At 60.1% G+C, this 21,012-nt stretch carries 19 protein-coding genes and 1 pseudogene; 17 read left to right on the top strand and 3 right to left on the bottom strand.

Annotated elements, in window-relative coordinates; translation table 11 throughout:
* Positions 1–853: 853 nt before the first annotated feature.
* The 12 genes and pseudogenes from DMP06_RS11445 to DMP06_RS08895 all read left to right on the top strand — a co-directional run bounded on the left by DMP06_RS11445 (position 854) and on the right by DMP06_RS08895 (position 11,376).
* Positions 854–1,018: a hypothetical protein gene (locus DMP06_RS11445; protein WP_161957876.1), complete on the top strand. Its 165-nt coding sequence runs from the start codon at positions 854–856 to the stop codon at positions 1,016–1,018.
* A complete protein-coding gene (locus DMP06_RS08945) occupies positions 1,011–1,856 on the top strand; it encodes an ABC transporter ATP-binding protein (protein ID WP_123209397.1) in 846 nt (281 codons plus the stop codon). The genes DMP06_RS11445 and DMP06_RS08945 overlap by 8 nt, the downstream gene beginning before the upstream one ends.
* Positions 1,857–2,618: an ABC transporter permease gene (locus DMP06_RS08940; RefSeq protein ID WP_123209396.1), complete on the top strand. Its 762-nt coding sequence runs from the start codon at positions 1,857–1,859 to the stop codon at positions 2,616–2,618.
* Positions 2,619–2,934: 316 nt separating this feature from the next.
* Positions 2,935–3,465, top strand: coding sequence for a PadR family transcriptional regulator (locus DMP06_RS08935; RefSeq protein ID WP_181443046.1), 531 nt, complete (start codon positions 2,935–2,937; stop codon positions 3,463–3,465).
* 32 nt (positions 3,466–3,497) lie between these two features.
* A pseudogene (locus DMP06_RS08930) lies at positions 3,498–4,109 on the top strand (DUF1700 domain-containing protein); the annotation flags it as partial.
* Positions 4,110–4,252: 143 nt separating this feature from the next.
* Positions 4,253–4,642 (top strand): hypothetical protein, encoded by a 390-nt coding sequence (locus DMP06_RS08925; protein WP_123209393.1) that lies wholly within the window; start codon positions 4,253–4,255, stop codon positions 4,640–4,642.
* Between the two features lie 143 nt (positions 4,643–4,785).
* Positions 4,786–5,361 (top strand): GNAT family N-acetyltransferase, encoded by a 576-nt coding sequence (locus DMP06_RS08920; protein ID WP_123209392.1) that lies wholly within the window; start codon positions 4,786–4,788, stop codon positions 5,359–5,361.
* Position 5,362: 1 nt separating this feature from the next.
* Entirely contained in the window at positions 5,363–6,040 is a 678-nt protein-coding gene (locus DMP06_RS08915) for a response regulator transcription factor (protein WP_123209391.1), read from the top strand.
* Between the two features lie 84 nt (positions 6,041–6,124).
* The gene (locus DMP06_RS08910) at positions 6,125–7,228 is read left to right on the top strand and encodes a sensor histidine kinase (RefSeq protein WP_245962452.1); all 1,104 of its coding nucleotides are present in this window, start codon (positions 6,125–6,127) and stop codon (positions 7,226–7,228) included.
* A 324-nt stretch (positions 7,229–7,552) separates the two neighbouring features.
* Complete coding sequence (locus DMP06_RS08905) at positions 7,553–8,236, top strand: ABC transporter ATP-binding protein (RefSeq protein ID WP_123209390.1); 684 nt, start codon at positions 7,553–7,555, stop codon at positions 8,234–8,236.
* Positions 8,233–10,776, top strand: coding sequence for an ABC transporter permease (locus DMP06_RS08900; RefSeq protein WP_123209389.1), 2,544 nt, complete (start codon positions 8,233–8,235; stop codon positions 10,774–10,776). Before DMP06_RS08905 ends, DMP06_RS08900 begins: the two co-directional genes overlap by 4 nt.
* 30 nt (positions 10,777–10,806) lie before the next feature.
* Positions 10,807–11,376: an ABC transporter permease gene (locus tag DMP06_RS08895; protein WP_123209388.1), complete on the top strand. Its 570-nt coding sequence runs from the start codon at positions 10,807–10,809 to the stop codon at positions 11,374–11,376.
* 109 nt (positions 11,377–11,485) lie between these two features.
* Here DMP06_RS08895 and DMP06_RS08890 read toward each other — a convergent pair whose 3' ends face one another.
* Complete coding sequence (locus DMP06_RS08890) at positions 11,486–12,388, bottom strand: hypothetical protein (RefSeq protein ID WP_123209387.1); 903 nt, start codon at positions 12,386–12,388, stop codon at positions 11,486–11,488.
* Positions 12,389–12,756: 368 nt separating this feature from the next.
* Here DMP06_RS08890 and DMP06_RS08885 point away from each other — a divergent pair, with 368 nt between their 5' ends.
* Positions 12,757–13,827: a helix-turn-helix transcriptional regulator gene (locus DMP06_RS08885; protein ID WP_123209386.1), complete on the top strand. Its 1,071-nt coding sequence runs from the start codon at positions 12,757–12,759 to the stop codon at positions 13,825–13,827.
* A 295-nt stretch (positions 13,828–14,122) separates the two neighbouring features.
* Positions 14,123–14,668: a beta-class carbonic anhydrase gene (locus tag DMP06_RS08880; protein ID WP_181443045.1), complete on the top strand. Its 546-nt coding sequence runs from the start codon at positions 14,123–14,125 to the stop codon at positions 14,666–14,668.
* A 184-nt stretch (positions 14,669–14,852) separates the two neighbouring features.
* Here the strand turns inward: DMP06_RS08880 and DMP06_RS08875 are convergent, their stop codons facing one another.
* Positions 14,853–16,172 (bottom strand): NCS2 family permease, encoded by a 1,320-nt coding sequence (locus tag DMP06_RS08875; RefSeq protein WP_181443044.1) that lies wholly within the window; start codon positions 16,170–16,172, stop codon positions 14,853–14,855.
* Positions 16,173–16,575: 403 nt separating this feature from the next.
* Here DMP06_RS08875 and tatA point away from each other — a divergent pair, with 403 nt between their 5' ends.
* Both tatA and DMP06_RS08865 read left to right on the top strand, forming a co-directional pair.
* A complete protein-coding gene (tatA, locus tag DMP06_RS08870; protein ID WP_123209384.1) occupies positions 16,576–16,854 on the top strand; it encodes a twin-arginine translocase TatA/TatE family subunit in 279 nt (92 codons plus the stop codon).
* A 141-nt stretch (positions 16,855–16,995) separates the two neighbouring features.
* Positions 16,996–18,594 (top strand): helix-turn-helix transcriptional regulator, encoded by a 1,599-nt coding sequence (locus DMP06_RS08865; RefSeq protein ID WP_123209383.1) that lies wholly within the window; start codon positions 16,996–16,998, stop codon positions 18,592–18,594.
* A gap of 533 nt (positions 18,595–19,127) precedes the next feature.
* Here DMP06_RS08865 and crcB read toward each other — a convergent pair.
* Positions 19,128–19,529 (bottom strand): fluoride efflux transporter CrcB, encoded by a 402-nt coding sequence (gene crcB, locus DMP06_RS08860; protein WP_123209382.1) that lies wholly within the window; start codon positions 19,527–19,529, stop codon positions 19,128–19,130.
* A gap of 438 nt (positions 19,530–19,967) precedes the next feature.
* Here crcB and DMP06_RS08855 point away from each other — a divergent pair, with 438 nt between their 5' ends.
* A complete protein-coding gene (locus DMP06_RS08855; protein ID WP_181443047.1) occupies positions 19,968–20,864 on the top strand; it encodes a prenyltransferase in 897 nt (298 codons plus the stop codon).
* Positions 20,865–21,012: the final 148 nt, after the last annotated feature.

The raw sequence follows: 21,012 nt of genomic DNA, 5'->3' as shown, positions 1-21,012 counted from the left end.
TTCCTGTAGAGTGTCCATGGTGGCCGTTGCCTTTCTCTCGAATCGGTTACCTTCGCAACGATCGATTCTAGGCAATGGCCGCTTCTCCTTCAAAGCGGCCCGTGACACCAACTTTCGGCACGCGATCCCCACAAAGACAAAACAGGTATCAATCACCAGCATATCCATGAACTACAGTAGGAAGTCGCAATTATTAGATCCGATTTTTAAAAAGACCAGTACGTATTCCTTCTATTGCGGTTCAAATGACGCCAGCAAAAGTGAATGCACGCTTTGAGACACTATTCCGCGCATCACCAAGCGAGCAGATTTAAAAGAATCCCAACCTCGAATACAAGATGCGCAGCAGGCGCCTTGCCTCAAGCTCGTACACCAGACCATGCAATATCGAATCCTAACGCGCCGACTACAAACGAGCGTCGCAGCCCGGCATCCCGGACAATGCTTCGCCTCTATTTTCAAGAAGTTATTTCTTGGACAAACCCGCTCAAATCCCTCGATGCTCCATTCGTACCTCCCTATGCTCCTGTCGTAGGCGCAACGCCTCCTATCAGGCCGAATTCATTGAGTCAATCGATGAATCATGCGAAAGTTCGTGTCGCCACAAAGAAGGACACGACACGAAGGAGAACAACCATGATGACGCATATCGTCGATTTCGCTCTGGTGGCCCTCGATGGAATCATCGCTCTGCTCACAGGAAAGAAGCGCAAGGCCTGAGATCGGCCACCGGCTTCGGCTCTGTCAACGTACCGCAGAGCGTCGGTCGAATAAATTTGATGAGCAACGGAAACACGCTCATTAAAAATCTGGCGCTCCGCATAGCCGCCACTCTACCTATAGGAGGAAAACCATGGATACCACCACCATCGCCGTCATTGCCGCGATCCTACTGCTTCTGGGCAGTTCCGGGCTGGTGAAGCAACGCAGCGCCGCCGACCGTAACTCCAAGCAGAATCACAAGGATGATGCCGCCCAAACGCGCAACGAAGACCACAGGGAGGCCTCCCATGTCTAACCCGATTCTGTCCATGGAGGGCGTATGCCTCTCCTTCAAATCGAAACGCGTGCTCGACAACCTCACGTTCAGCGTCGCGCGCGGCGAGACCTTCGGGTTTTTAGGCCCGTCAGGAGCCGGCAAGACAACCACCATCAAGCTGCTTACGCGCCAGCTTGTCAAAGACGCAGGGCGAATAATGCTTTTGGGCCGCCCCATTGAAAACGCTTCCGATGCCGATTACGAGCGCATAGGCATCCTGTCGGACACAAGCGCGCTGTACGAACGCATGAGCATCGAAGACAACCTGCGCTTCTATGCCCGCGTACGCGGCAAAGGGGCGGGCGACATAAACCGCCTGCTCGAACGTATGGGTTTAATCGAAGACCGCAAAACCCTGGTAAAGAACTGCTCGAAAGGCATGCGGCAGCGCGCAGCACTTTTGGCCGCTTTGATCCATAGCCCCGAACTGCTGTTTTTAGACGAACCCACAAGCGGCCTCGATCCTGCGGCTCGAGCTGAGGTGCACAAGATGCTTGCAGAGCTCAAAGAATCCGGCACCACCGTGTTTCTCACCACCCATGATATGGCAGAGGCAGAGACCGTATGCGAACGCATAGCCATCCTCAATGACGGGAAAATAGTTGCGTGCGATGCGCCCGAAAGCCTTAAACTGAGGTTCGCCCGCAATCGATTGACCATACGCACGCACACACGAGGCACCGTGGTGACCACCAAAGACGCTGCTGCGGCAAGCCAGGTTCACGACCTGCTGGCGGCGGGCGAATGCCTTTCCATCCACTCCGACGAGTCCAACCTCGAGGAAGTGTTCCTCGAGCTAACCGGAAGGGAGTTCTAGATGAACGCCTCACTGCGCAAGATCGGCGCGCTTCTGCAAAAGGACTTCTCCGACTTCTTCAAGAACCCAACCATGCTGGTAGTTAGCCTGATGCCTATAGCGTTCATGCTGCTATACCGCTTCATGATCGGCGATGTCGCCGCCGACCAGGGGCTCTCGGCGGAGCAGGCATCGGCCGCCAGCCGCGAAGTGCTGAAGTTTTTGCTGGGCTGCGCCTTGTGCCTTTCGATTGGCATGGCGGGCTCGATGACCGTCATCTACGGCATAGCCGAGGAAAAAGAGAAGCACACGCTGCGCACCCTCATGCTTGCAAACGTAAGCGCCGGCCAGGTGGTTGTCGCGAAGAGCGTGCTGGCGCTTGTTGTAATCGCCGTGGTCGAAGCCGGTAGCTTTTTTGCGGCGGGCGGTGAGCTTGAATGGCTCGGCGCATATATGGCACTGGGAATTGCGGGTGCTTTGCCTGTCGTGCTGGTGGCGTTGGTGCTGGGCCTCGCCAGTCGCGATCAGGCAACCGCCGGCGTGTACGGCGTGCCCGTGCTCCTGCTCACCATGGTACCCATCTTTGGCATGACCAGCCCCGATATTGCTCGAGTTGCCGAGTTTACGCCGTGCGGCGGCATCTACGAGCTCATGGGCATGGTTATGGACGGCGCAATCAATGGTTCCGATGCATTGATGCCTGTTGCCGTAACGCTTGCATGGGTTGTTGCAGGAGCAGCGCTTTTCGCCGTGATGTTTAAGCGCCTCACGCGCGACAACTGACGCGTGACAACCGATGCGCAACAATTAATGCGCACCTCTTGTCCGATTCGAACCTCTTACCCATCAACAGAACGCATCGCGCAATCGCCGGGCGACTCCTCGTCCGGCGATTTTTTGAATCATGCATATGCCTCTTGACACATAATGCCATGCATTACATAGTATGTATTGCATAGTATGAGGTATTATCCGATATGTGACTACGCAAATGATGTCCAACAGGGCAATCAGACTAAGCTCGCCGCTTCACGCGCAGCAAAATGCGCATCAGACCATGGCAATGTGATTTCTCGACACCCGAGGGAAGGAGGAGCAGTTGGACGCTCAAATGAAACGCGGCTTCTTAGAGGCCTGCGTGCTTGCCACGATCGATCGACGCGAATCTTACGGATACCAGATCGTAAAAGACGTCCCACTTACGCTGGGCCTCACCGAGTCGACCCTCTATCCCCTACTCAAGCGCCTCGAAGCCGCCCAGTGCATCGCGGTGCGCACGGCGGAGCACAATGGACGCCTGCGTAAGTACTACCGCATCACAGAGGCAGGCAGGCTTCGCATCGCCGAGTTCGTGGCCGAACGCTCCGAAGTGCTCGCAATCTACGATTACGTCGAAGCCGCCACAGGGCGCGGTTCGATGGCGCAATCCCTCAGCGCCGAAGCGACGCCCGATGCCGCGCATGCTCACCCCGCCAGCTCGGTTCAGGGTGGCGCAACCGCAAGGGAAACCCAGCCAACGCCGCAGAACGCCGCAAGCGCGCTCGCCACTCGACAGAATGGTTCGAGCAGCAGGCCTTCCGCTGACCAATCCCCCTTCTCACCACGCCCAGCAAACGCATCAAGCATCTAGGAGCCATCATGAACAAGTAAGAATACCTCGCCCGCCTTGACTCCCTGCTGGCATGCCTCCCCAAAGACGCGCGAGCCGAATCGCTTACGTTCTACGCCGAAATGATCGACGACCGCATCGAGGACGGCATGACCGAGGAGGAGGCCGTGGACGCCCTTGGGTCGCCCGGCATGGCGGCAGAAGCCATCCTCGACGACTTGCCCGCCGTCCCCCGTGCGGTAGTCAAGACGCGTCGCAAAAGCCGTGCTCTCATGTGGACGCTCATCATTCTCGGCTCGGTGGTATGGGTGCCGCTTCTTATCGCGTTCGCATTCGTAGCCCTTTCGGTATATGCCTGCATCTGGATTCTGGTGGCATGCCTGTGGATCGTGGCGGTGGCACTCATCGTGGCCCTTCCTGCCGGAGTCCTTATCGCGTTTTGGGGAGCCATGGCAGGCAACATCCCGTTTGCCCTGGCAGAAGCAGGTGCCGGGCTGTTCGGAGCGGGGCTTGGGATTGCGATGGTCTACATCTCTCTGGCGGCAACGAAGCGGCTTGCTTGTCTTTCAAGGGAATGGATGCGCAAGATGACGTCGCCATTTGTCAGAATGCGCGGCAGCGAAGCCGATGGCGCACGACGCTCGTCCGCTGCGCAGACGGCCTAGGCAATGCGCCGAAACCCGCACCAAGCACCGCGCCATGGCGATTCCGTTACCAAGGCATAAAAGTGCACCGCGCCAAATTTCGGCATCAGGAAAAGATGAGCATCCGACGAGGTTATCTGCTTGCCAGATTGAGAGGACCAGGAATGAGCAATATAAAGAGCGCCCTTCTTGCCGTATCGGCAGGGCTAGTCGCGCTGGGAATCGTGCTGATGGGCGCAGGGTTTGCCCTCGGCGGATTCGACCCGCGCGTTTTCATGATGAACGTCGACGCAGACCGCGGTACCGTGCAGCTGGGCACCAGCGTGATTGAGAGCCCCGAAGAGATTCCCCTGCTGAACACGCTCATGGACCTCGCCTCTCCGGAGGCGCCCGATGCGCCAGACGCACCCGAACCGCCGGACGGCTCCACCCAGGCAGACGAAGACGCCGACCCAACCGCATCTAGCGCATGGATCGGCAAGTACGCCCCCACGGTTGCCGGCTTTTTCGGCGGCGACACGGCCCTGGATATCGCCCTAGACGCACTCGGCTAGACAACGCGCTCCATCTTATATCCGCGCAATACGCCCCTTCGTTCCCCATGCCCCGCATCTCAGGCGTCACGAAACTGCAATGTTGGACGCCGCCGCGCGCGATACAATGCTTCCTGCGTGCAAACAACGTGGAAAGAAGCATCATGAACGTACCCGAACCTCAAAATGCGGCCATCGAACCCGAGCGCAAATCGCTCCACGCGTCCGAACCCGAACACGAAACCGGCGAACTGGTCATCGAACCCGCGTACGAACGGGTTGACGAGGTGCGCGCGCTCATCATCGAATACATGGATTGGCTGGCAACCGAACAAACCGGACTCGACGAATGCCTCGCCCGACAAAGCTACGATGACGAGCTGGACCACCTAGGACGCAAGTACGGCATGCCGCAGGGCCGATTATTCGTTGCTCATTTCGGCGGACCGGCTATAGGATGCATCGCGTTGCGCCCCATGCCCGAGCTTCCCGAACAAAACGCCTGTGAAATGAAACGCCTCTACGTCAAGCCGGGCAATCGCGGGCACCACATAGGCAAACGTCTGGTACAGCGCCTCATAGAGGAAGCGCGCGAAGCGGGATACGAGTGCATGTACCTAGACACGCTTCCCGTGCTCCAGGCCGCCATCGCCATGTACCACTCCTTTGGCTTTGAGGACATCCCCCGATACAACGACAACCCTATTCCCGAGGCCGTCTATATGAAGCTGGAGCTGTAGCATGCGAATCCTCATCGTGGAAGATGACGCAGCAATCGTGGATGCGCTTTCGGCATTGCTTCAAACCGAGGGGCACGAGGTCACAGCGGCCTCCCGGCAAGATGAGGCAGTCGGGCTTTTGTCCTCGCGCACCTTCGACCTTGCCTTGCTCGACGTGACGCTGCGTCAAGGCACGGGGTTCGGGGTGTGCGCCGCCGCGCGTGAGATAACCCCTGCCATGCCCGTGATCTTTCTCACGGCATCGGACGACGAGTTCAGCACCGTTGCCGGCCTTGACATGGGCGCCGCAGACTACATAGCCAAGCCCTTCCGCGCCCGAGAGCTCTTGGCGCGCATTCATGCCGCCGCTCGTCGAGCCCAGCCCGAGTACGCCCGCGAGCCATTAAGGATCGGAGACGTCGAGGTCAATCCCGCAACCGCCATGGCATACAAAGGCGGCCGCGAACTGGCCCTCTCGGCACTTGAGTACCGCTTGCTGCTCGTGTTCGCCCAAAACATCGGCAAGGTGCTCACGCGCGATGCCGTACGCGACGCCCTATGGGACTCCGGCGGCGAATATGTATCGGACAACGCCATCACCGTCTACATCAAGCGCCTGCGCGAGAAGATCGAAGACGATCCGGCGAATCCGCAGCGCATCGTAACCGTGCGAGGATTGGGATACAAAGCTCAAGGTTAGCTTCGAATGAGCCATACAAGAAGGAGTTGGCGGAAAACCCCGCGCTCCGATGCGAAAACGGATTCTCTGCAAAAAGGAGCGATCGTGGAAACGTTGATGCGAAACCCCGTCTTTCCCAAACAGGCCGCATGCATTCTAGGATCAAGCATCGCAATCGCCCTCGTCGCTTCCTTTGCTGCAGGCGCTTTCGCACCGGGCGCGCGCATGTACGGCTCCCTCTCTCCCGCCCTTCTTGTCGGCGCATCTTCCCTGGCAACCGGCCTTGCGGCAACGCTGCTGTTCTGCATCTTCTCGTATCAGCGCTACGAAGAGATATCGCGCCTTTCTGCTGAGATAGATGCCGTGCTCCACGAGGGAAGGCCGCTTATCATATCCGATTATCGAGAGGGAGATGTAGCGGTTTTACGCAACGAAGTGGGCAAGGTCTGCGCCCGTCTTTCTAAAACCGCTGAAGATCTTGCGGCAGAGAAGCGTGCGTTGGCAAACGCGCTCGCCGATATATCCCACCAGATTCGCACGCCCCTTACCGCCGCGGAGCTGATGGTGCCCGTAATCGAACGGTCGAGCGACGCGCGCGAGCGAGCCAAGAAGCTTCGCGAGCTCGAGTCGCTCATCGACCGCGTATCGTGGCTCGTCACCTCGCTTCTCAAGATCGCGCGCATAGATGCCGGAGCCATCAAGCTCACTTCCCAGGTCACAAGCGCTGCAGACGTGGTGCGCGCCGCCGTGGAGCCTCTCGCTGTCGCCTTCGACCTGAACGACGTCACATGCGAAATCCGCGTGGCGCCCGAAACGAGATTCGCCGGCGATGCGGCATGGACGGCAGAGAGCCTGTCCAACGTGCTGAAGAACTGCATGGAGCATACGCCCGCCGGCGGAACAGTGCGCGTAGAGGCGAGCGAAGACGCAGTGGCTTGCCGATTTTGCATCTCCGATAGCGGTCCAGGCATTGCGCAAGCCGATTTGCCCCACATCTTCGAGCGCTTCTATCGCGGAAGCGCGGGAACGGAGAGCGACGATGCCGGCACGGCCGCCGACTATGAAACCGTCATGCGACCAAAAGGCTTCGGCATCGGGCTCTCGCTTGCGCAGGCGCTCGTCAACGCCCAGGGCGGAAGCATACGCGCCACAAACGCCGCCCATGGCGGAGCACGTTTCGACATCGTGTTCCCCAAGCTGACGGTATAGCGCCTGAAGAACCCTGCACAGACGTGCGCACCTGGTCGACGAATCCGCCAACGGGCAACCCAAGACCCGGCACGCGGTATCCCCTTCCGCATGTGCGGTCGCCCCGAAATCCGGCAACAAGCATCACGCGGCGCGCACGCCACTCGATCCTGCAGTCCACGCCTTCCACGTTGGAAATCGCCGTCGCTGCACGTACGTTCCATACCCTCAAAGTGACAGGATAGTCACTTTTGCGTCACGCCATAGAAAGACCCGCCTGCGACACTGTATTCAGGCAGACCGCTACCGCACGTGCGCCATCCGGCATACGAGAAAGGCATCACCATGGACATCCTTACCGTGTCGCACCTGAGCAAAATCTATGGTACGGGCGAGGCCGCCACCTGCGCGCTCAACGACGTCACGCTCTCCATAGCCGAGGGCGAATTCGTCGCCATCGTAGGTTCATCGGGCTCCGGCAAATCGACCTTGCTGCACCTGATGGGCGGCGTCGACAGGCCCACATCGGGCACCGTGCGCCTCAAAGGCGAGGACGTGTACGCCCGCTCCGACGAGCAGCTGGCGGTGTTCCGCCGCCGCGAAGTGGGCCTCGTCTACCAGTTCTACAACCTGATTCCCGTGCTCAACGTCGTGGAAAACATGACTCTGCCCGTTGCGCTCGACGGCCGGCAGGTGAACGGCGAGCGACTTCAGTGGCTCATCAAATCGCTTGGCTTGGAAGGATGCGAAGCGCACCTGCCTAATCAGCTGTCGGGCGGGCAGCAGCAGCGCGTAGCCATTGGACGCGCGCTCATGAACGCGCCCGCGGTAGTGCTCGCAGACGAGCCCACGGGCAACCTCGACTCCCGCAACAGCCGCGACATCATGGCGCTTCTGCGCAGCTCGAACAAACAGCTCGGGCAGACGCTCGTGGTAATCACCCACGATGAAGACATCGCCCTGACCGCCGATCGCATCGTTGCCATAGAAGATGGCCGCATCGTGCGCGACGAAAGGATCCGCAAATGAGCGTCATGAGCAATTTCACGCTGCGCTCGCTTGCCAAGAACCGCGTGCGCACCATCGTCTCCGTCATCGGAATCGCGCTTTCCTGCGCGCTCATCACCGCCATCTTTACGACACTGACCAGCCTGAACGCTGGCCTCTACCAACGCACGCTCGAATCCGAGGGCTCGTGGCAAATTTATGCAAGCAACGTATCGGACGATTCGCTGGCCGCACTCGAGCAAAACGACGACGTAGCCGATTTGGCCACAAGTTATGAGCTGGGTTCGGCCGCTTTTAGCGAGCATGAACAAGAGCTGTTCGGCGGATACCTCACCGTGAAGACCGCCCCCTTTGCCGCCAAGGGCTCCTTCGACGCGGGCGGCGCGCCGCTGACCCTCGTGCCTGCCGTCACGGAAGGCCGCGCGGCCGAGACGCCTGATGAAATCGTGCTACCTAGCATGCTCCAAGGCGAAACCCTCGGCGAAACGAACACAGAGAAAGGCTCGAATCCCGGGGATGAACCATTCGACGCACAAGACGAGAACGCATCCGGCCCCTCCGGCGTGCAGGGCAAGAACATCCAAATAGGAAGCACTGTGACCCTAGACCTCGGCGAGCGCGTGCGCGCTGATGCCGAGTCCGGCGAAGACATGCGTCTGGATTGCGGCACTTCGTACACGAGCCCCGATGACGCCCAAAAGATAGGCATCCCGGAAGAGCGCCTTGCGCATACGCAGTCGCGCACCTTCACGGTCGTGGGATTCTATAGCGACCTCGGCTCATTCTACGGCAACGACTTCGTAGCCACCGGTGCCGGGCTCATCGGCATCACCGCGCCCGCCACCGACGCACAAGCCGCCGCATCCGGCACGCAAGAGGCGAACGCCTCGAACGGCACAGGCGCAGCGGGCGCCGCCGCAATCAAATCCGGCCCCACGCCCATCGTAAGCGCCTATCTCGCCACGCAGAACCTCAGCTCGCGCGCCGACCTCGAGGCCCTTGCCGCCAACGCCGGCCTTGGCAACGACCCGCTCCTCCATACCAACTTACTACGCTACCAGGGCATGCCCGAAGATCGCGCCGTGTTCGATTCGCTCTTTATCATCGCCGCCACGCTTGCCGTGGTAGTGGCAGCCGCCGGCGTGTCGCTCATTTACAACTCGTTCTCCATCAGCGTGGCCGAGCGCACGCGCCAATTTGGCATGCTCTCCTCTATCGGCGCATCCAAGCGCCAGCTGCGACGCTCGGTGCTGTTCGAGGCTCTCGCGCTGGGAATCATCGGCATCCCGGTGGGCATCGCGCTGGGCGTTGTAGGCGTGGCCGTCACGCTCCACTTCACCTCCGACGCGCTGGGCAGCGCCATCGCCCTCGAAGGAGGCATCCCCTTCACGGTGAGCCCCGCAGCACTCGTAGGCTGCGCCCTGTTCTCGCTGGTCATCCTGCTGGTGAGCGCCTGGATTCCCGCCCTTCGCGCCTCCCGCGTGAGCGCCGTGGACGCCATCCACCAAACGCAGGACGTGCGCCTGACGCGGCGCGCGTTGCGACGCCAGCGCAAGGAGGTTAACGAGGTGCGCAGCCTTGCGCAACAGCAGGGCATGCAAGCGGCGTACGCCGGTGCCGGCTCGTTCGCCCTACACCGCGGCATCGCAGGACGTCTCTTCGGGCTGCCGGGCGTGCTCGCTAAGCGCAGCCGCGAACGCGCCTCGAGCCGGGGCCGCGTGGTGGTAGCGTCGCTTGCCATGAGCATGCTGCTGCTCATCGTGTGCGGAAGCGTGAAGCTCTACATGGACCCCTTCGTCGGGCAGGCAAAGGCCACCAACGGCTCGGGCAACGATGCCGACATCCTGGCCACCTTCAGCTACAACGGCTCCCCTACCTGGAGTTTGACGCCTGAGGCGTTCGACTCTTATCTCAGCTCTATGGACAATTTCAAGCAGGAAGCCGCCAAGGTGGAAGGCACCGAGCTGGCGGGTGTCGTGAAGCAGGGCGAAGCACAGGGTTTCGTGCCCGCCAGCATGCTGGACCCCGAGGCGCGCGAGGTGTACGACTCCAAATTCGACACCACAAGCGCCAATTGGGTGCCCTCCGCCTACACGAAGGCCGGCGACTACGTGCAGAACCTGACCACCTTCTACCTGGACGATGCGACCTTCGACGCGCTGGCCGAGCGCGTGGGCGTTGACCCCGCTCAGTTCGACGACGCCGAGCATCCGAAAGCCCTGGGGCTTGACGCCTATCGCGGCCAATCCGAGGACGGACGCTACCTTGACATGCGAGCCATTTCCAACACGGGCACGGTCACGCTCTACGATCTGATCGATGATAACCCCGACGACACCTGGAACACCTGGGGTCTCGTGGAAGGCCAAGACGGCGAGCTGGAGACGCTCTACCTCAACACCGAGACGGGCGAGACCGAGGCGCGCGAGCTGCCCGCCGACACGCCCACGCTCCAGGTGGACGTGGTGGGCACGGTAAGCGAGGAGCAGATTCCTTCCAGCATGTACTCCATCAACGCCCTGGCGCACTACCCCGTACTCATCATGCCCGAAAGTGTCTAAGACGCGTCGGCCGCTAACGGCTTGCAGCGCATGCTCGGCTTCACGTTCGCGAACGTGCTGCTCAACGCAAACGACCATGCAACCGCCACGCAGGCACTCCGCAAGATAGCCGCTCAAAAGCAGGGCGAGGATATACGCATTGACGTGTTCGACAGCGCCGCATCGGGCGAAAACATGCGCATGCTCGCCCAGGCCATCCAGCTGTTCGTGCTGCTGTTCAGTCTGATCACCGCGCTCGTAGCCGTGGCCAATGTATTCAACACGCTTACGAACTCAATCATCCTGCGCACGCGCGAATTCGCAGTGCTCAAAAGCGTTGGCATGGGCAAGCGTGACTTCGCGAAGATGCTCGTGTGCGAATGCGCCGGGTTCGCCGTGAAGGGCTTCCTCATCGGGTTCGTGCTGGCGGCTACCGTCACCTACGTGATCTACTACGGCTCGAGCTTCAGCTTCTCGTCGCTCGCGTTCACCATGCCGTGGGCCTACGTAGCGGCAGCGTTCGCGGTCACGCTCACCATCTTGGGGATAAGCGTCGCGTTCGCCCTCCGCAAAGCGCAGGCCGGAAGCATCGTAGACGCCCTGAGAGCCGAAGCCGTGTAGCGAAAGCACGGCCGCGCGCATGACGACCGCTGATTATACGCCGAGGGGCTGGCCGGTTATGGGAGACGGCCAGCCCCTCGGCGAGGCGCCCCGTCAGCGTACACCCATTCTATCGGGGTTGAAGCGCAACAAACGCGTATCCCACCGACCCCTGCTTGAATTGAGCGTCGATTTCATATCGCCACCCCGGTTCGATAGCGAACGACGCACGCCCATCTGCCAGCTGTACATCCACCGATTCGCTTGCGACGGACGCTTCGTCGACGCCCTGCGCCGAGCCAGCTTCCTGGGCCGCCTTCTCGACAGCCACCTCTTCCCATCTGACCACGCTTACGTCCATAGGCGTGATATCGAAGGAGACCGTCGCATTTAAGGACGATTCGATGCGCGCGTCGGGAAGATCATCGACCGCATATTGCACAGGGGTCGCAGCGTCCACGCTGACCGTAGACACCTCGCCGTCTTTCTCATAGCTCCATTCGTAGCCGCACGTCAAAGGGAACAGCGCGACAGCGGCAAGATCGGTCGCGTACTCGAGAGTCGCATGCGCAGGCTCCGTAGGATCGCGCGGCTGCCAGATCTGCGCGATGACTTCATCGTAGCGGTCGGCATCGGAGGGGCTCCCCTCTTCGATGACCTCCACTTTCGTGATGCCCGGGTACTGCCCCGGATAGCTCTCGAGCATGATGCCGTCGCCCGTCACGCGCACGATGTTGCCGGACGTCAAATCCTGCGGGCGCATGGGCGCTCCGTCGAGCCCGATGATTTCAGCGTTTTCGAGACCGGGAGCATAGGGGCCGTCGTTCTCCTGATCGAAGAAGAGCAGATCCCCGTCGCCATACGCGACCACCATGGCCGTGGATTCGAATTCGGTCCCCGACGAGGCGCCGCCGTCGGCGGAGTCAGCGGAAGAAGATTCTTGAGCGGGGGACGACGAGCACGCGGCGAGGGCGCAGCCGCAGGCAAAAACGACGACAAGCAGTAAAACGAGATGCGGGAATGGCTTTTTCATCAAGGTCCTTTCATGGCGGAGCGCAACGCGAGGCCATGGTACCAGACTCGTCGCGAACCTGAAACGAACACCGCGCACGATATTTCCGCCATATCGCAAAAATGCCCGCCCCTCGATTCCAACAGCCTTCTGACCTGGCCTTTGCAACCGCAAGGCGCCTCAAAGTTGCCGATATTGAAGCCTCAAGTTGGTGGATTGGCCTCCGGAGCTACCGCATAATTCAAGCTGCCGGCAGGGAAAACGACCGAGGCAAGCGATGCCGAAGCCAATCAAACGTTGCGATTCGCCAAACCGTTTTCCCGTACAATGACATCCGACCCTTGTCGATCTTTGCACGCCATCGATAAGGCAGCACGAAAGGACCAGCCGTGAGCTTCCGCAACAACCTGCAGCACCTGCGCGCCGAGCGCAATATGACGCAAGAGCAGCTTGCCATGCTTCTGGGCGTATCCCGCCAGTCCGTAACAAAGTGGGAGGCCGAGCGCTCCTACCCCGAGATGGACAAGCTCCTCAAGATGTGCCAGCTCTTCGACTGCACGCTCGACGACCTGGTGCAGGGCGACCTCACAAGCCGCGCTTCGCAGCCCGACTCCCCCGACGGGCCTAGAGACGCCGCCCGCCATGCAGCCATCCCCGTTCCGCCGGGCCCGCCGCAGGATATCTGCGGCTACGACGAGCACCAGCGCAAGCTCGCCTACCGCGTACCCAGCGGCATCGCGCTCATTCTCATCTTCATCGGCATCGGGCTGTTCCTGGAAGGCCAATGGACCGTCTTCGCCGGCAGCGACGCCGGCGCGCTTATGGTCATCTGCGTGTTCATCGGCATTGCCCTAGGGCTCGCGTTCCTCATACCTGCGGGCATGGAGCATTCCGCATTCGTAAAAGCGCATCCCTACATCGAAGACTTCTACACCGAGGAGCAGAAGCGCAAGGCACGCAGCGATTTCTCACGCGGAATCTTGCTGGGCATCTGCGCCATTTTCGTAGGCATCGCCTTCATCGTTCTTTTGGGCGAAACGGAGCACGAAAAGCTCGGCTTGCTCCTGCTCATGGAGTTCATCGCACTGGGCGTGTGGCTCATCGTTCATTTCTGCATGATGCTAGGGCGCACCAACATCGCCGAATACAACAAGGACGCCGCCGATGAGCTGGAGATGGAAGACATCGTGAACGCCCAGCTTGACCAGCGAATCAAAGACACCCTGATAAGCCGCAAAGCCAAGTCCAACAAGGTGGGAGCGCTCTGCGGCGCCATCATGCTCATGGCCACCATCGTCGCACTCGCGTTGCTGTTCATGCCCATGGGGCAAGCAGGCACCTGGGATTGGGGCGAGTTCAACCCCGAAGGAACGAGCGCCATGTGGTTCTGGATCGCCTGGCCCATAGGCGGCCTGCTGTGCGGTGTCGTCGCGCTGATCGTGAACGCATTCGACGACTAGATATCCACGCCGCCCAGGCATTCGCAGTGCACTCCTTGAGGACTTTATTAATCAGGGCTTTTATGGATACCAGCGCCGAACAGACATCCCCATTGCACACAATGGCATAACGAAACGGCCCGACTCTCGCCTTCGCACAACGAAACAGCCTGGTCTCGCCCACGCATAATGAAACAGCCTGACTTTCGCCCACGCATAACGCGGCCCCGCCTTGAGACGGGGTCGCTTCTTTGCGCTATCATGCTCCGGTTGAGCAATAGCCGCACCTAAGACCGCCATGAGATAAGGGGGCATCATGATCCAAGACGACATTCTTGCGTACAACCGTTCGTTCGTCGAACGCGGCGAATACGAGCGCTACCGCACCGACAAGTTCCCCGACAAGAAGCTCGCCATCGTGTCGTGCATGGACACGCGCCTCTCCGAGCTGCTCATAGCGTCGCTCGGACTCAAAAACGGCGATGCGAAGATCATCAAAGTGGCAGGAGCCGAAGTGGCGAGCCCCTTCGGCAGCGTCATGCGCTCAATCATCATCGCGGTGTGCGAGCTGGGCGTGGAAGATGTCATGGTAGTGGCCCACACCAACTGCGGAGCGCAGCACATGAACGGCGCAGAGATGGTGGAGCACATGAAGCGCCTAGGCGTGTCGGAGGCGCGCATTGATTTCGCCCGTCACTGCGGCGTCGATTTCGACCGCTGGCTGGCCGGCTTCGGCGACACCGAAGAGGCTGTGCGCAAAAGCGTGGATACCATCGCGCACCACCCCGTCATGCCGCCGCATGTGCGCATCGGCGGCTACATCATGGACTCCGAGACGGGCGAGCTCAACCGCGTGTGCTAGGCCGTCCGGGGACCGTCGCGAGGGCAGCCAGAACGTCCGTCCGCGCCTTCGCCCTTGAACCACGCAGCAAAAGAGCCTCCGACGCGAACCGCACCCTGCTCCCCGAACATGGGGTTGAGGGCGGTTGGCGAAGGAGGCTCCTGCATGCAGCCTACCGTACGTCCGGCCTCAAGCGCACGAGACGCTATCCTACGATGAACATCACGAGGAATGCGAGCGCGGCCACCCACATGAGGGGCTTGACCTCGCCCGGCTTGCCCTGCACGATCTTGATCACGCAGTAAGAGATGAACCCGAAGCCGATGCCGTTGGTGATGGAGTAGGTCATCGGAATGCCCAGGATAGTGATGAACGCAGGAAACGCGAACTCAATCTTAGACCAATCGACATTCACCACGTCAGAAAGCATCAGGTAGCCCACAACGACCAGCGCGCCGCAGGTGGCAGCGCTCGTCACCATGGCGATGACCGGCGAAAAGAACGCGAACACGAAAAACAGCACGCCCACGACCACGCAGGAAAGGCCGGTGCGTGCGCCAGCCGCAGCACCCGACGTAGATTCCACGAAGCTGGTAATAGAGCTGGCGCCGAAGAAACCGCCTGCGGCGGCCGCCACGGAGTCGACCGTCAGAATGGGCTGGATGTCTTCGACGTTGCCGTCTTTGTCAACGAAATTCGCCTGCTCGCCCACGGCCACCACGGTACCCATGGTATCGAAGAAGTCGCTCATCAGCAGCGAGAACACGAACAGCAGCAGAGCGGGCTGCAAGAACACCTGCACGAGCGCCATGGTGTCGGTGCCGGGAACCGTCTGGAACGGAGCCGCGAACGTGCTGAAGTCGAGACCGAAGCTCCATTCGCTTGGAAGAGCAGTGACGCCCAGCGGAATGCCCGCAATCGTGGCCGCCACGATAGAGATGAGCAGCGCGCCTTTCACGTTCATCACCTGCAGCGCCACGGCCACCAGAATGGCGATGAGCGACACGATCGCCGTGGGCGAAGTAAGATCGCCCAGCGCGAGCATGGTGGATTCATCGGATACGATGATCCCGCCGCCCTTCAGGCCGATAAAGGCAATAAACAGGCCGATGCCGATGCCGATCGCATGGCGCAGGCTGGCAGGAATAGCATCCATGACCGCCTTGCGCAGGCCGCACAGCACCAAGATCAGGATGACGATGCCCTCGAGGAAGATGATCGCCATGGCAACGCGCCAGTCGACCGCCGTTTCTCCCAGGCAGAGCGTGTACGCCACGATGGCGTTGATGCCCATTCCCGAGGCAAGCGCTATGGGGCGGTTCGCGACGAGGCCCATGGCGATGGTCATGACCGCAGCACCCACGCACGTCGCGGTAAGCGCCGCATCGAACGGAATACCCGCCGTTTGCAAAAGCGACGGATTGACCGCGATGATATAGGCCATAGCCAAAAACGTGGTCAGGCCGCCGATCACCTCGTTGCCCACAGTGCTATTGCGGGCCGAGATTTTGAAGAACGAATCCACTTCGTCCCCCTTTCGAATCGAGGTCCGCGCGTCTCGCCGAAGGCATGACTTTCGTGCCTCCCGCGAGACGTGGGACATGAAGCCGTTTCCGGCACAACAGGAGCCGGCGCAAGGCCGACCGATGCATCCTATCATATATATGAGCAAGGGGGCGCAGTGCCCCTAGATAAGTTTGCCTCGATAGAGGCCGACGCGTCGCCTTTTGCGGCCGAGTGCATGCAGTACTCAATTTGCATGACAGCATAATGAGCCCTTTTCCAGGCATTTCATCACTCTGCACGATAGGCGCATGACACGCTCGGACGTATTCTTTCCTTCGTTGCCAAGGGCGAGCAAACCCTAACGCAGCAGTACGCGACACCCGTCGCACGAACCATTCCGACATACATTACGGAGGCGACTCATGAAAATCTTCGGACTCGGCATGCCTGAACTACTGATCATCCTTGGCGTGGCTCTGCTCATCTTCGGCCCCAAGCATCTTCCTAAGCTTGGCGCTTCGTTGGGTAAGACCATCAAGAACCTGCGCGACGGCATCTCTGGCGGCGATTCCTCAAAAGCGGCTGAAGCCGAAGAGGAAGAGGCCGAGCCCGCTCCTAAGCGCAAGAAGAAGCTCGCCGCCGCATCCACCACGTCTTCCACGGAGTCTTCCGTTGAAGAGGCCGCAACGGTTCAGGGCTAATCCTCCCTCCCTTCTGCCCGCCCCGCGGCCACGAAACGCCCCGGCCTGCCACGTGCAAGCCGGGGCGTTTCGCTTTTCACGTCAATCTCGCAAAGCGTCGCTTAGCGTTTGCTATCATTCATCAAGAAGAAAGGAAGCAACGTGAGCGAAGCGCAACACAGCGGCCCCTCCTGGATGAGAATTCTGGGGTTCGCCTGCCATCAAGGATGCATATTCTCCCTGTTCTATATGGGATCGAACCGCGGCCTCGAGCTCGGCGGCGCGCTGTTCGAGCGCATCGATCTATTCTTCGTGCTCGCGTTCATGTGCCTCACCCTCGCGCTAGGACGAACGGCAATCGTTCGCCTGCTGGGGTCGAATGGGGCCGTCCCCGCAATCGTCACCTCAGCAATCCTTCTGGCGCTGGGATCGCTTGCACCGCAGATTCCTCATGATATACAGCTATTCGCCCTGGTCATTGAGGGATTGCTTGTAGGGTGCTCGCTCGCACTGCTCTATCTCGCCTGGGCGACCGTTTTGGGGGCAGGCTCCCCGCGAGCCATCGCCTGCGAGGTGTTCGCGGCCACGGGCTTTGCTGCCGCCATATGTTTCGCCTGCGCATTTCTGCCGTCGGCGGTGGCGCTGGCCATTCCCGCCCTGTGCGCGCTAGCGAGCGCGGGAGTCGCAACTGCGTGCCTTATGGAGCACAGGAAGGCTCATGCCGACGGTCAAGCGAGTCATACGCCCGCTCAGGGGCACATGCGTTTGCGTGCTTCAGGCAAACCCGCTTTCAGCGACGCCGATGCGCACCAGGCCCATGCCCAGGCCCCCGCCCAGGCAAATGCCGACCCGTCGCCGACCCCGCTACGCGACGACCGCAAGGCGGCCAAGCCGTCTCTTTCCTCCGCATTCAAGGCGGCCGGGGTCGGCGCGATGAGCACGCGCATGATCGCCGGCGCCGCCACGTTCGGCATTGCGGCCGGCTTTATGGAAAGCTACCGAAGCGATCCCGGCATGCTCTCCACGCCCGACTTCCCCGCAACGCTGCTTATCCTTGCCCTGTTTTGCATCGCCGTGCTGCAGTCGCTCTTCGTTGAGAAGCCCACCGAGGGAGAATCGCTCGGCAGCATGTACCGTATCGCCATGCTCGTTATCATGTCAGGCTTTCTGTTTTCTCCTCTGTTGCAGAACAGCGGCGTTCCCGGCGAAGCCATCGTGTTGGCAGGATACCTCGGCCTGGTAGCGTCGTTCATGTCGTTTTTCCTGGTCATGGCCCGCTTCTCTCAGACGCCTCCTGCAATCACGTTCGCAGGAGGACTGTTCGCTCTCTATATCGGAGAGGCCTTCGGCATAGCTGCAGCCAACCTCTACGACACCATCATGCCCGACACATCATTCTCGTACGGCATCATGGCATGCGCAGGGCTTGCGATCCTGTTCGCCTACCTGTTTCTGTTCACCGAGCGAGATTTCAGGGCGCTCTCTGAAATCGTTGACACGTCGGACGAACAAGAGCGCGCCTGCGCACAGCTCGTCGAGCGCTTCGGGCTTTCGGCGCGCGAAGCCGAAGTGCTCACGCTCGCCCTCAAGGGCCGCAGCAATGAGCGCATTGCCCAGGAGCTATTCGTGGCAAAGAGCACAGCCGATACCCACATGCGTCGCATCTACGCAAAATGCGGCGTCAAAGGCCGTCAGGAGCTAATCGACCTCGGAGAGCGCACAAAAACCGAGCTTCGAGAAGCGTATCACCGCGCACGCTGATCAACGAACGGCGATTTGCCGCAGCACAAACGTCGTTTCGCAGCCGCGTAAATAGTCACCCAGAACCAAACGCCAGTTTGCTGCCGTATAAGCGTCGTTCCACAAATAAACGCCGATTTGCTGCCGCCAAACGTCGCCCCGCAACCGCGCGAACGTCGTTTCGCAACCGCGTAAAAGTCGCCCACGCAAACAAACGGCAATTTGTTGCATTATAGACGTCGCTCTGCAACCGCGCAAAGGTCGCCCTCGCAAACAAACGCCGATTTGCTGCAGTTTTCGAGGGGTGCCCCAAGTACACTGCCGTTGGGCTCGTCGTTTCCCCATGTCAGAGCGTCGTGCCGATTGGGCTACTCGAAGGGGTGTCCGAAAACTGCAGCAAATCGGCGTTCGTTTCGGAGCAACGGTTGCAATGCAGCAAATCGCCGTTTGTTGCAGCAGAACCGCAAATACAAGCGGTAAAAGCTAACGCATCAATGATTGCAATCATTGATTACGAGGCATCGCTAACGTCGCATCGAATGCAGGAACGACTTCTAGCGCGCGAATACCGCCGATGCGACCATGCGGCCCAACACCACACCAGCCAAACACGCGGCCAGACTTAGCGCCACATTCAGCGCAGCAATACCCCAAGCGCCATCTTGGAACAACGCGACCGTCTCGAGGCTGAAGGTTGAGAACGTGGTGAAACCGCCCATTATGCCTGTGATGGCAAACAGCCGGGCCTGATCCTTGCCCAAAAACGGGCCGTCGAACGCAACCGAGAGAAACCCGATCGCAAAGCATCCGACAACGTTAGCGATAAAAGTAGAGAGCGGAAAGACGCCCCAAAACGTAGCCTCTGCGCCCACGCTTCCAACCAGCACTCCTACGAGATAGCGTCCCACGGCCCCAAGAGCGCCTCCAAGAGCAACGGCAAGAATATTCACAAGCATGGTTGACCCTTTCAAACATTCGACCCAGGAGCGACAACCCTTCAACCCCAGTATGAGCACGACAGCCTCGCCCGTTGGACAGCCGCACACGGCGTGCGCCCGGGCCCAGCACGCATAGGATAGCTGATAGTTCCTCGCAAAGGAGGCATAGGGAGTGCAGCGCTATTCCAAATCCGACATGACGGGAAAGCCGAGACCCCGCATCATCCTGAAACGCAAAAGCTTGCGTTGGACAGAAATCTTACCCCTGCGATAATGCGCTTGCCGCCCAAACGCAGAATTCTTGACCGAACACCATGCCTCTCACGCCACCTGACGCGGTGCGCTACAATGGCCTTTCGAAAAAACGCGCTCGCATGCGTCATGTGTGCGCAATTACGCATCCTACGAAGAAGGCCGCCCTTGAAAGACACTACCTACGAACGCTTCACGCCCCGCATGGCGCTTCAACTTGCGGCGCCCCATACCTGGCCCGCCGCCATCCTTCCCTCTCTGGTCGCGATGTGCGCCGCCGCCGTCATAGCGCCGCCCACATCCGCCTCCATGGCGTGCATTCTGCTCATAATCTGCGTGCTTATGCAGGCCGCGGTCAACACATTCAACGACTACTATGATTTTGTGAAAGGAGCCGACTCCGCAGACGATAACGTGGAAGAGTCGGACGCTACGCTCATCTACAACAACGTGAACCCCAAAAGCGCCCTTCGCCTTGCTATCGGTTTTCTGATCGCGGCATTCGCGCTGGGCGCATACGTCATCTACGTCGCGGGATGGATCCCTTTGGCCATCGGCGTAATAGGCGCTGTATTCGTAGTGCTCTACTCCGCAGGCAAAACCCCCGTCTCCTACCTTCCCATTGGAGAGCTCGTGAGCGGAGTGGTAATGGGCGGACTCATACCGCTCGCCTGCTATCAGGCTCTTTCGGGAATGCTCGACCTACGTGCCCTCCTGTGGGCCATCCCTACCATTATCGGCGTAGGACTCATCATGTTCACCAACAACACGTGCGACGTCGAGAAGGATATACCCGTCGGTCGCAAGACGCTCTCGGTGCTTCTGGGGCGCGACCGCGCGCGCACGCTGTACCATGCGCTCGTCTACCTGTGGGTCATTGCCATAATCGTGCTGGTCGGCCTGTTCTTTACGCCGGGCCTCATCGTGATTCCGTTTATGCTCCTGGCAGCGTACCCTCTGATCAAGGCGCTGCTGTCAAACCCGCTCGCACCCCAGTCGCGTATCGGCGCAATGGCGCAAATCTGCAGCGTCAATGTGGCGCTCGGGGCGTTCTACGCCGCCGCCATCCTTGCGGCTGGAGGCATAACCTTGGTCATATAGTTCGCGGCACTGCAATCCATCGTATTTCTGGCAATGAGATTGCCTGCTGCCTCATACTTCGTGAACCCGTCCGAGCGCTCTCTGAAAGGTTGCCTCGAGAGCAAGGGGGCGGCGCAGATACTCTTATCGCCACAAATGGAGGGCATTG

The organism is Slackia equolifaciens (assembly GCF_003725995.1).
In the GTDB taxonomy this organism is placed as follows: domain Bacteria; phylum Actinomycetota; class Coriobacteriia; order Coriobacteriales; family Eggerthellaceae; genus Slackia; species Slackia equolifaciens.
Note: the sequence above shows the minus strand (reverse complement) of the source record. Positions and strands in the feature narration are given on the sequence as shown.

Excerpts from the sequence above, each read along its gene's own strand:
- DMP06_RS11445 (WP_161957876.1), top strand. The coding sequence starts at position 854 with ATGGATACCACCACCATCGCCGTCATTGCCGCGATCCTACTGCTTCTG.
- DMP06_RS08945 (WP_123209397.1), top strand. The coding sequence starts at position 1,011 with ATGTCTAACCCGATTCTGTCCATGGAGGGCGTATGCCTCTCCTTCAAA.
- DMP06_RS08940 (WP_123209396.1), top strand. The coding sequence starts at position 1,857 with ATGAACGCCTCACTGCGCAAGATCGGCGCGCTTCTGCAAAAGGACTTC.
- DMP06_RS08925 (WP_123209393.1), top strand. The coding sequence starts at position 4,253 with ATGAGCAATATAAAGAGCGCCCTTCTTGCCGTATCGGCAGGGCTAGTC.
- DMP06_RS08920 (WP_123209392.1), top strand. The coding sequence starts at position 4,786 with ATGAACGTACCCGAACCTCAAAATGCGGCCATCGAACCCGAGCGCAAA.
- DMP06_RS08915 (WP_123209391.1), top strand. The coding sequence starts at position 5,363 with ATGCGAATCCTCATCGTGGAAGATGACGCAGCAATCGTGGATGCGCTT.
- DMP06_RS08905 (WP_123209390.1), top strand. The coding sequence starts at position 7,553 with ATGGACATCCTTACCGTGTCGCACCTGAGCAAAATCTATGGTACGGGC.
- DMP06_RS08900 (WP_123209389.1), top strand. The coding sequence starts at position 8,233 with ATGAGCGTCATGAGCAATTTCACGCTGCGCTCGCTTGCCAAGAACCGC.
- DMP06_RS08895 (WP_123209388.1), top strand. The coding sequence starts at position 10,807 with ATGCTCGGCTTCACGTTCGCGAACGTGCTGCTCAACGCAAACGACCAT.
- DMP06_RS08890 (WP_123209387.1), bottom strand. The coding sequence starts at position 12,388 with ATGAAAAAGCCATTCCCGCATCTCGTTTTACTGCTTGTCGTCGTTTTT.
- DMP06_RS08880 (WP_181443045.1), top strand. The coding sequence starts at position 14,123 with ATGATCCAAGACGACATTCTTGCGTACAACCGTTCGTTCGTCGAACGC.
- tatA (WP_123209384.1), top strand. The coding sequence starts at position 16,576 with ATGAAAATCTTCGGACTCGGCATGCCTGAACTACTGATCATCCTTGGC.
- crcB (WP_123209382.1), bottom strand. The coding sequence starts at position 19,529 with ATGCTTGTGAATATTCTTGCCGTTGCTCTTGGAGGCGCTCTTGGGGCC.
- DMP06_RS08855 (WP_181443047.1), top strand. The coding sequence starts at position 19,968 with ATGGCGCTTCAACTTGCGGCGCCCCATACCTGGCCCGCCGCCATCCTT.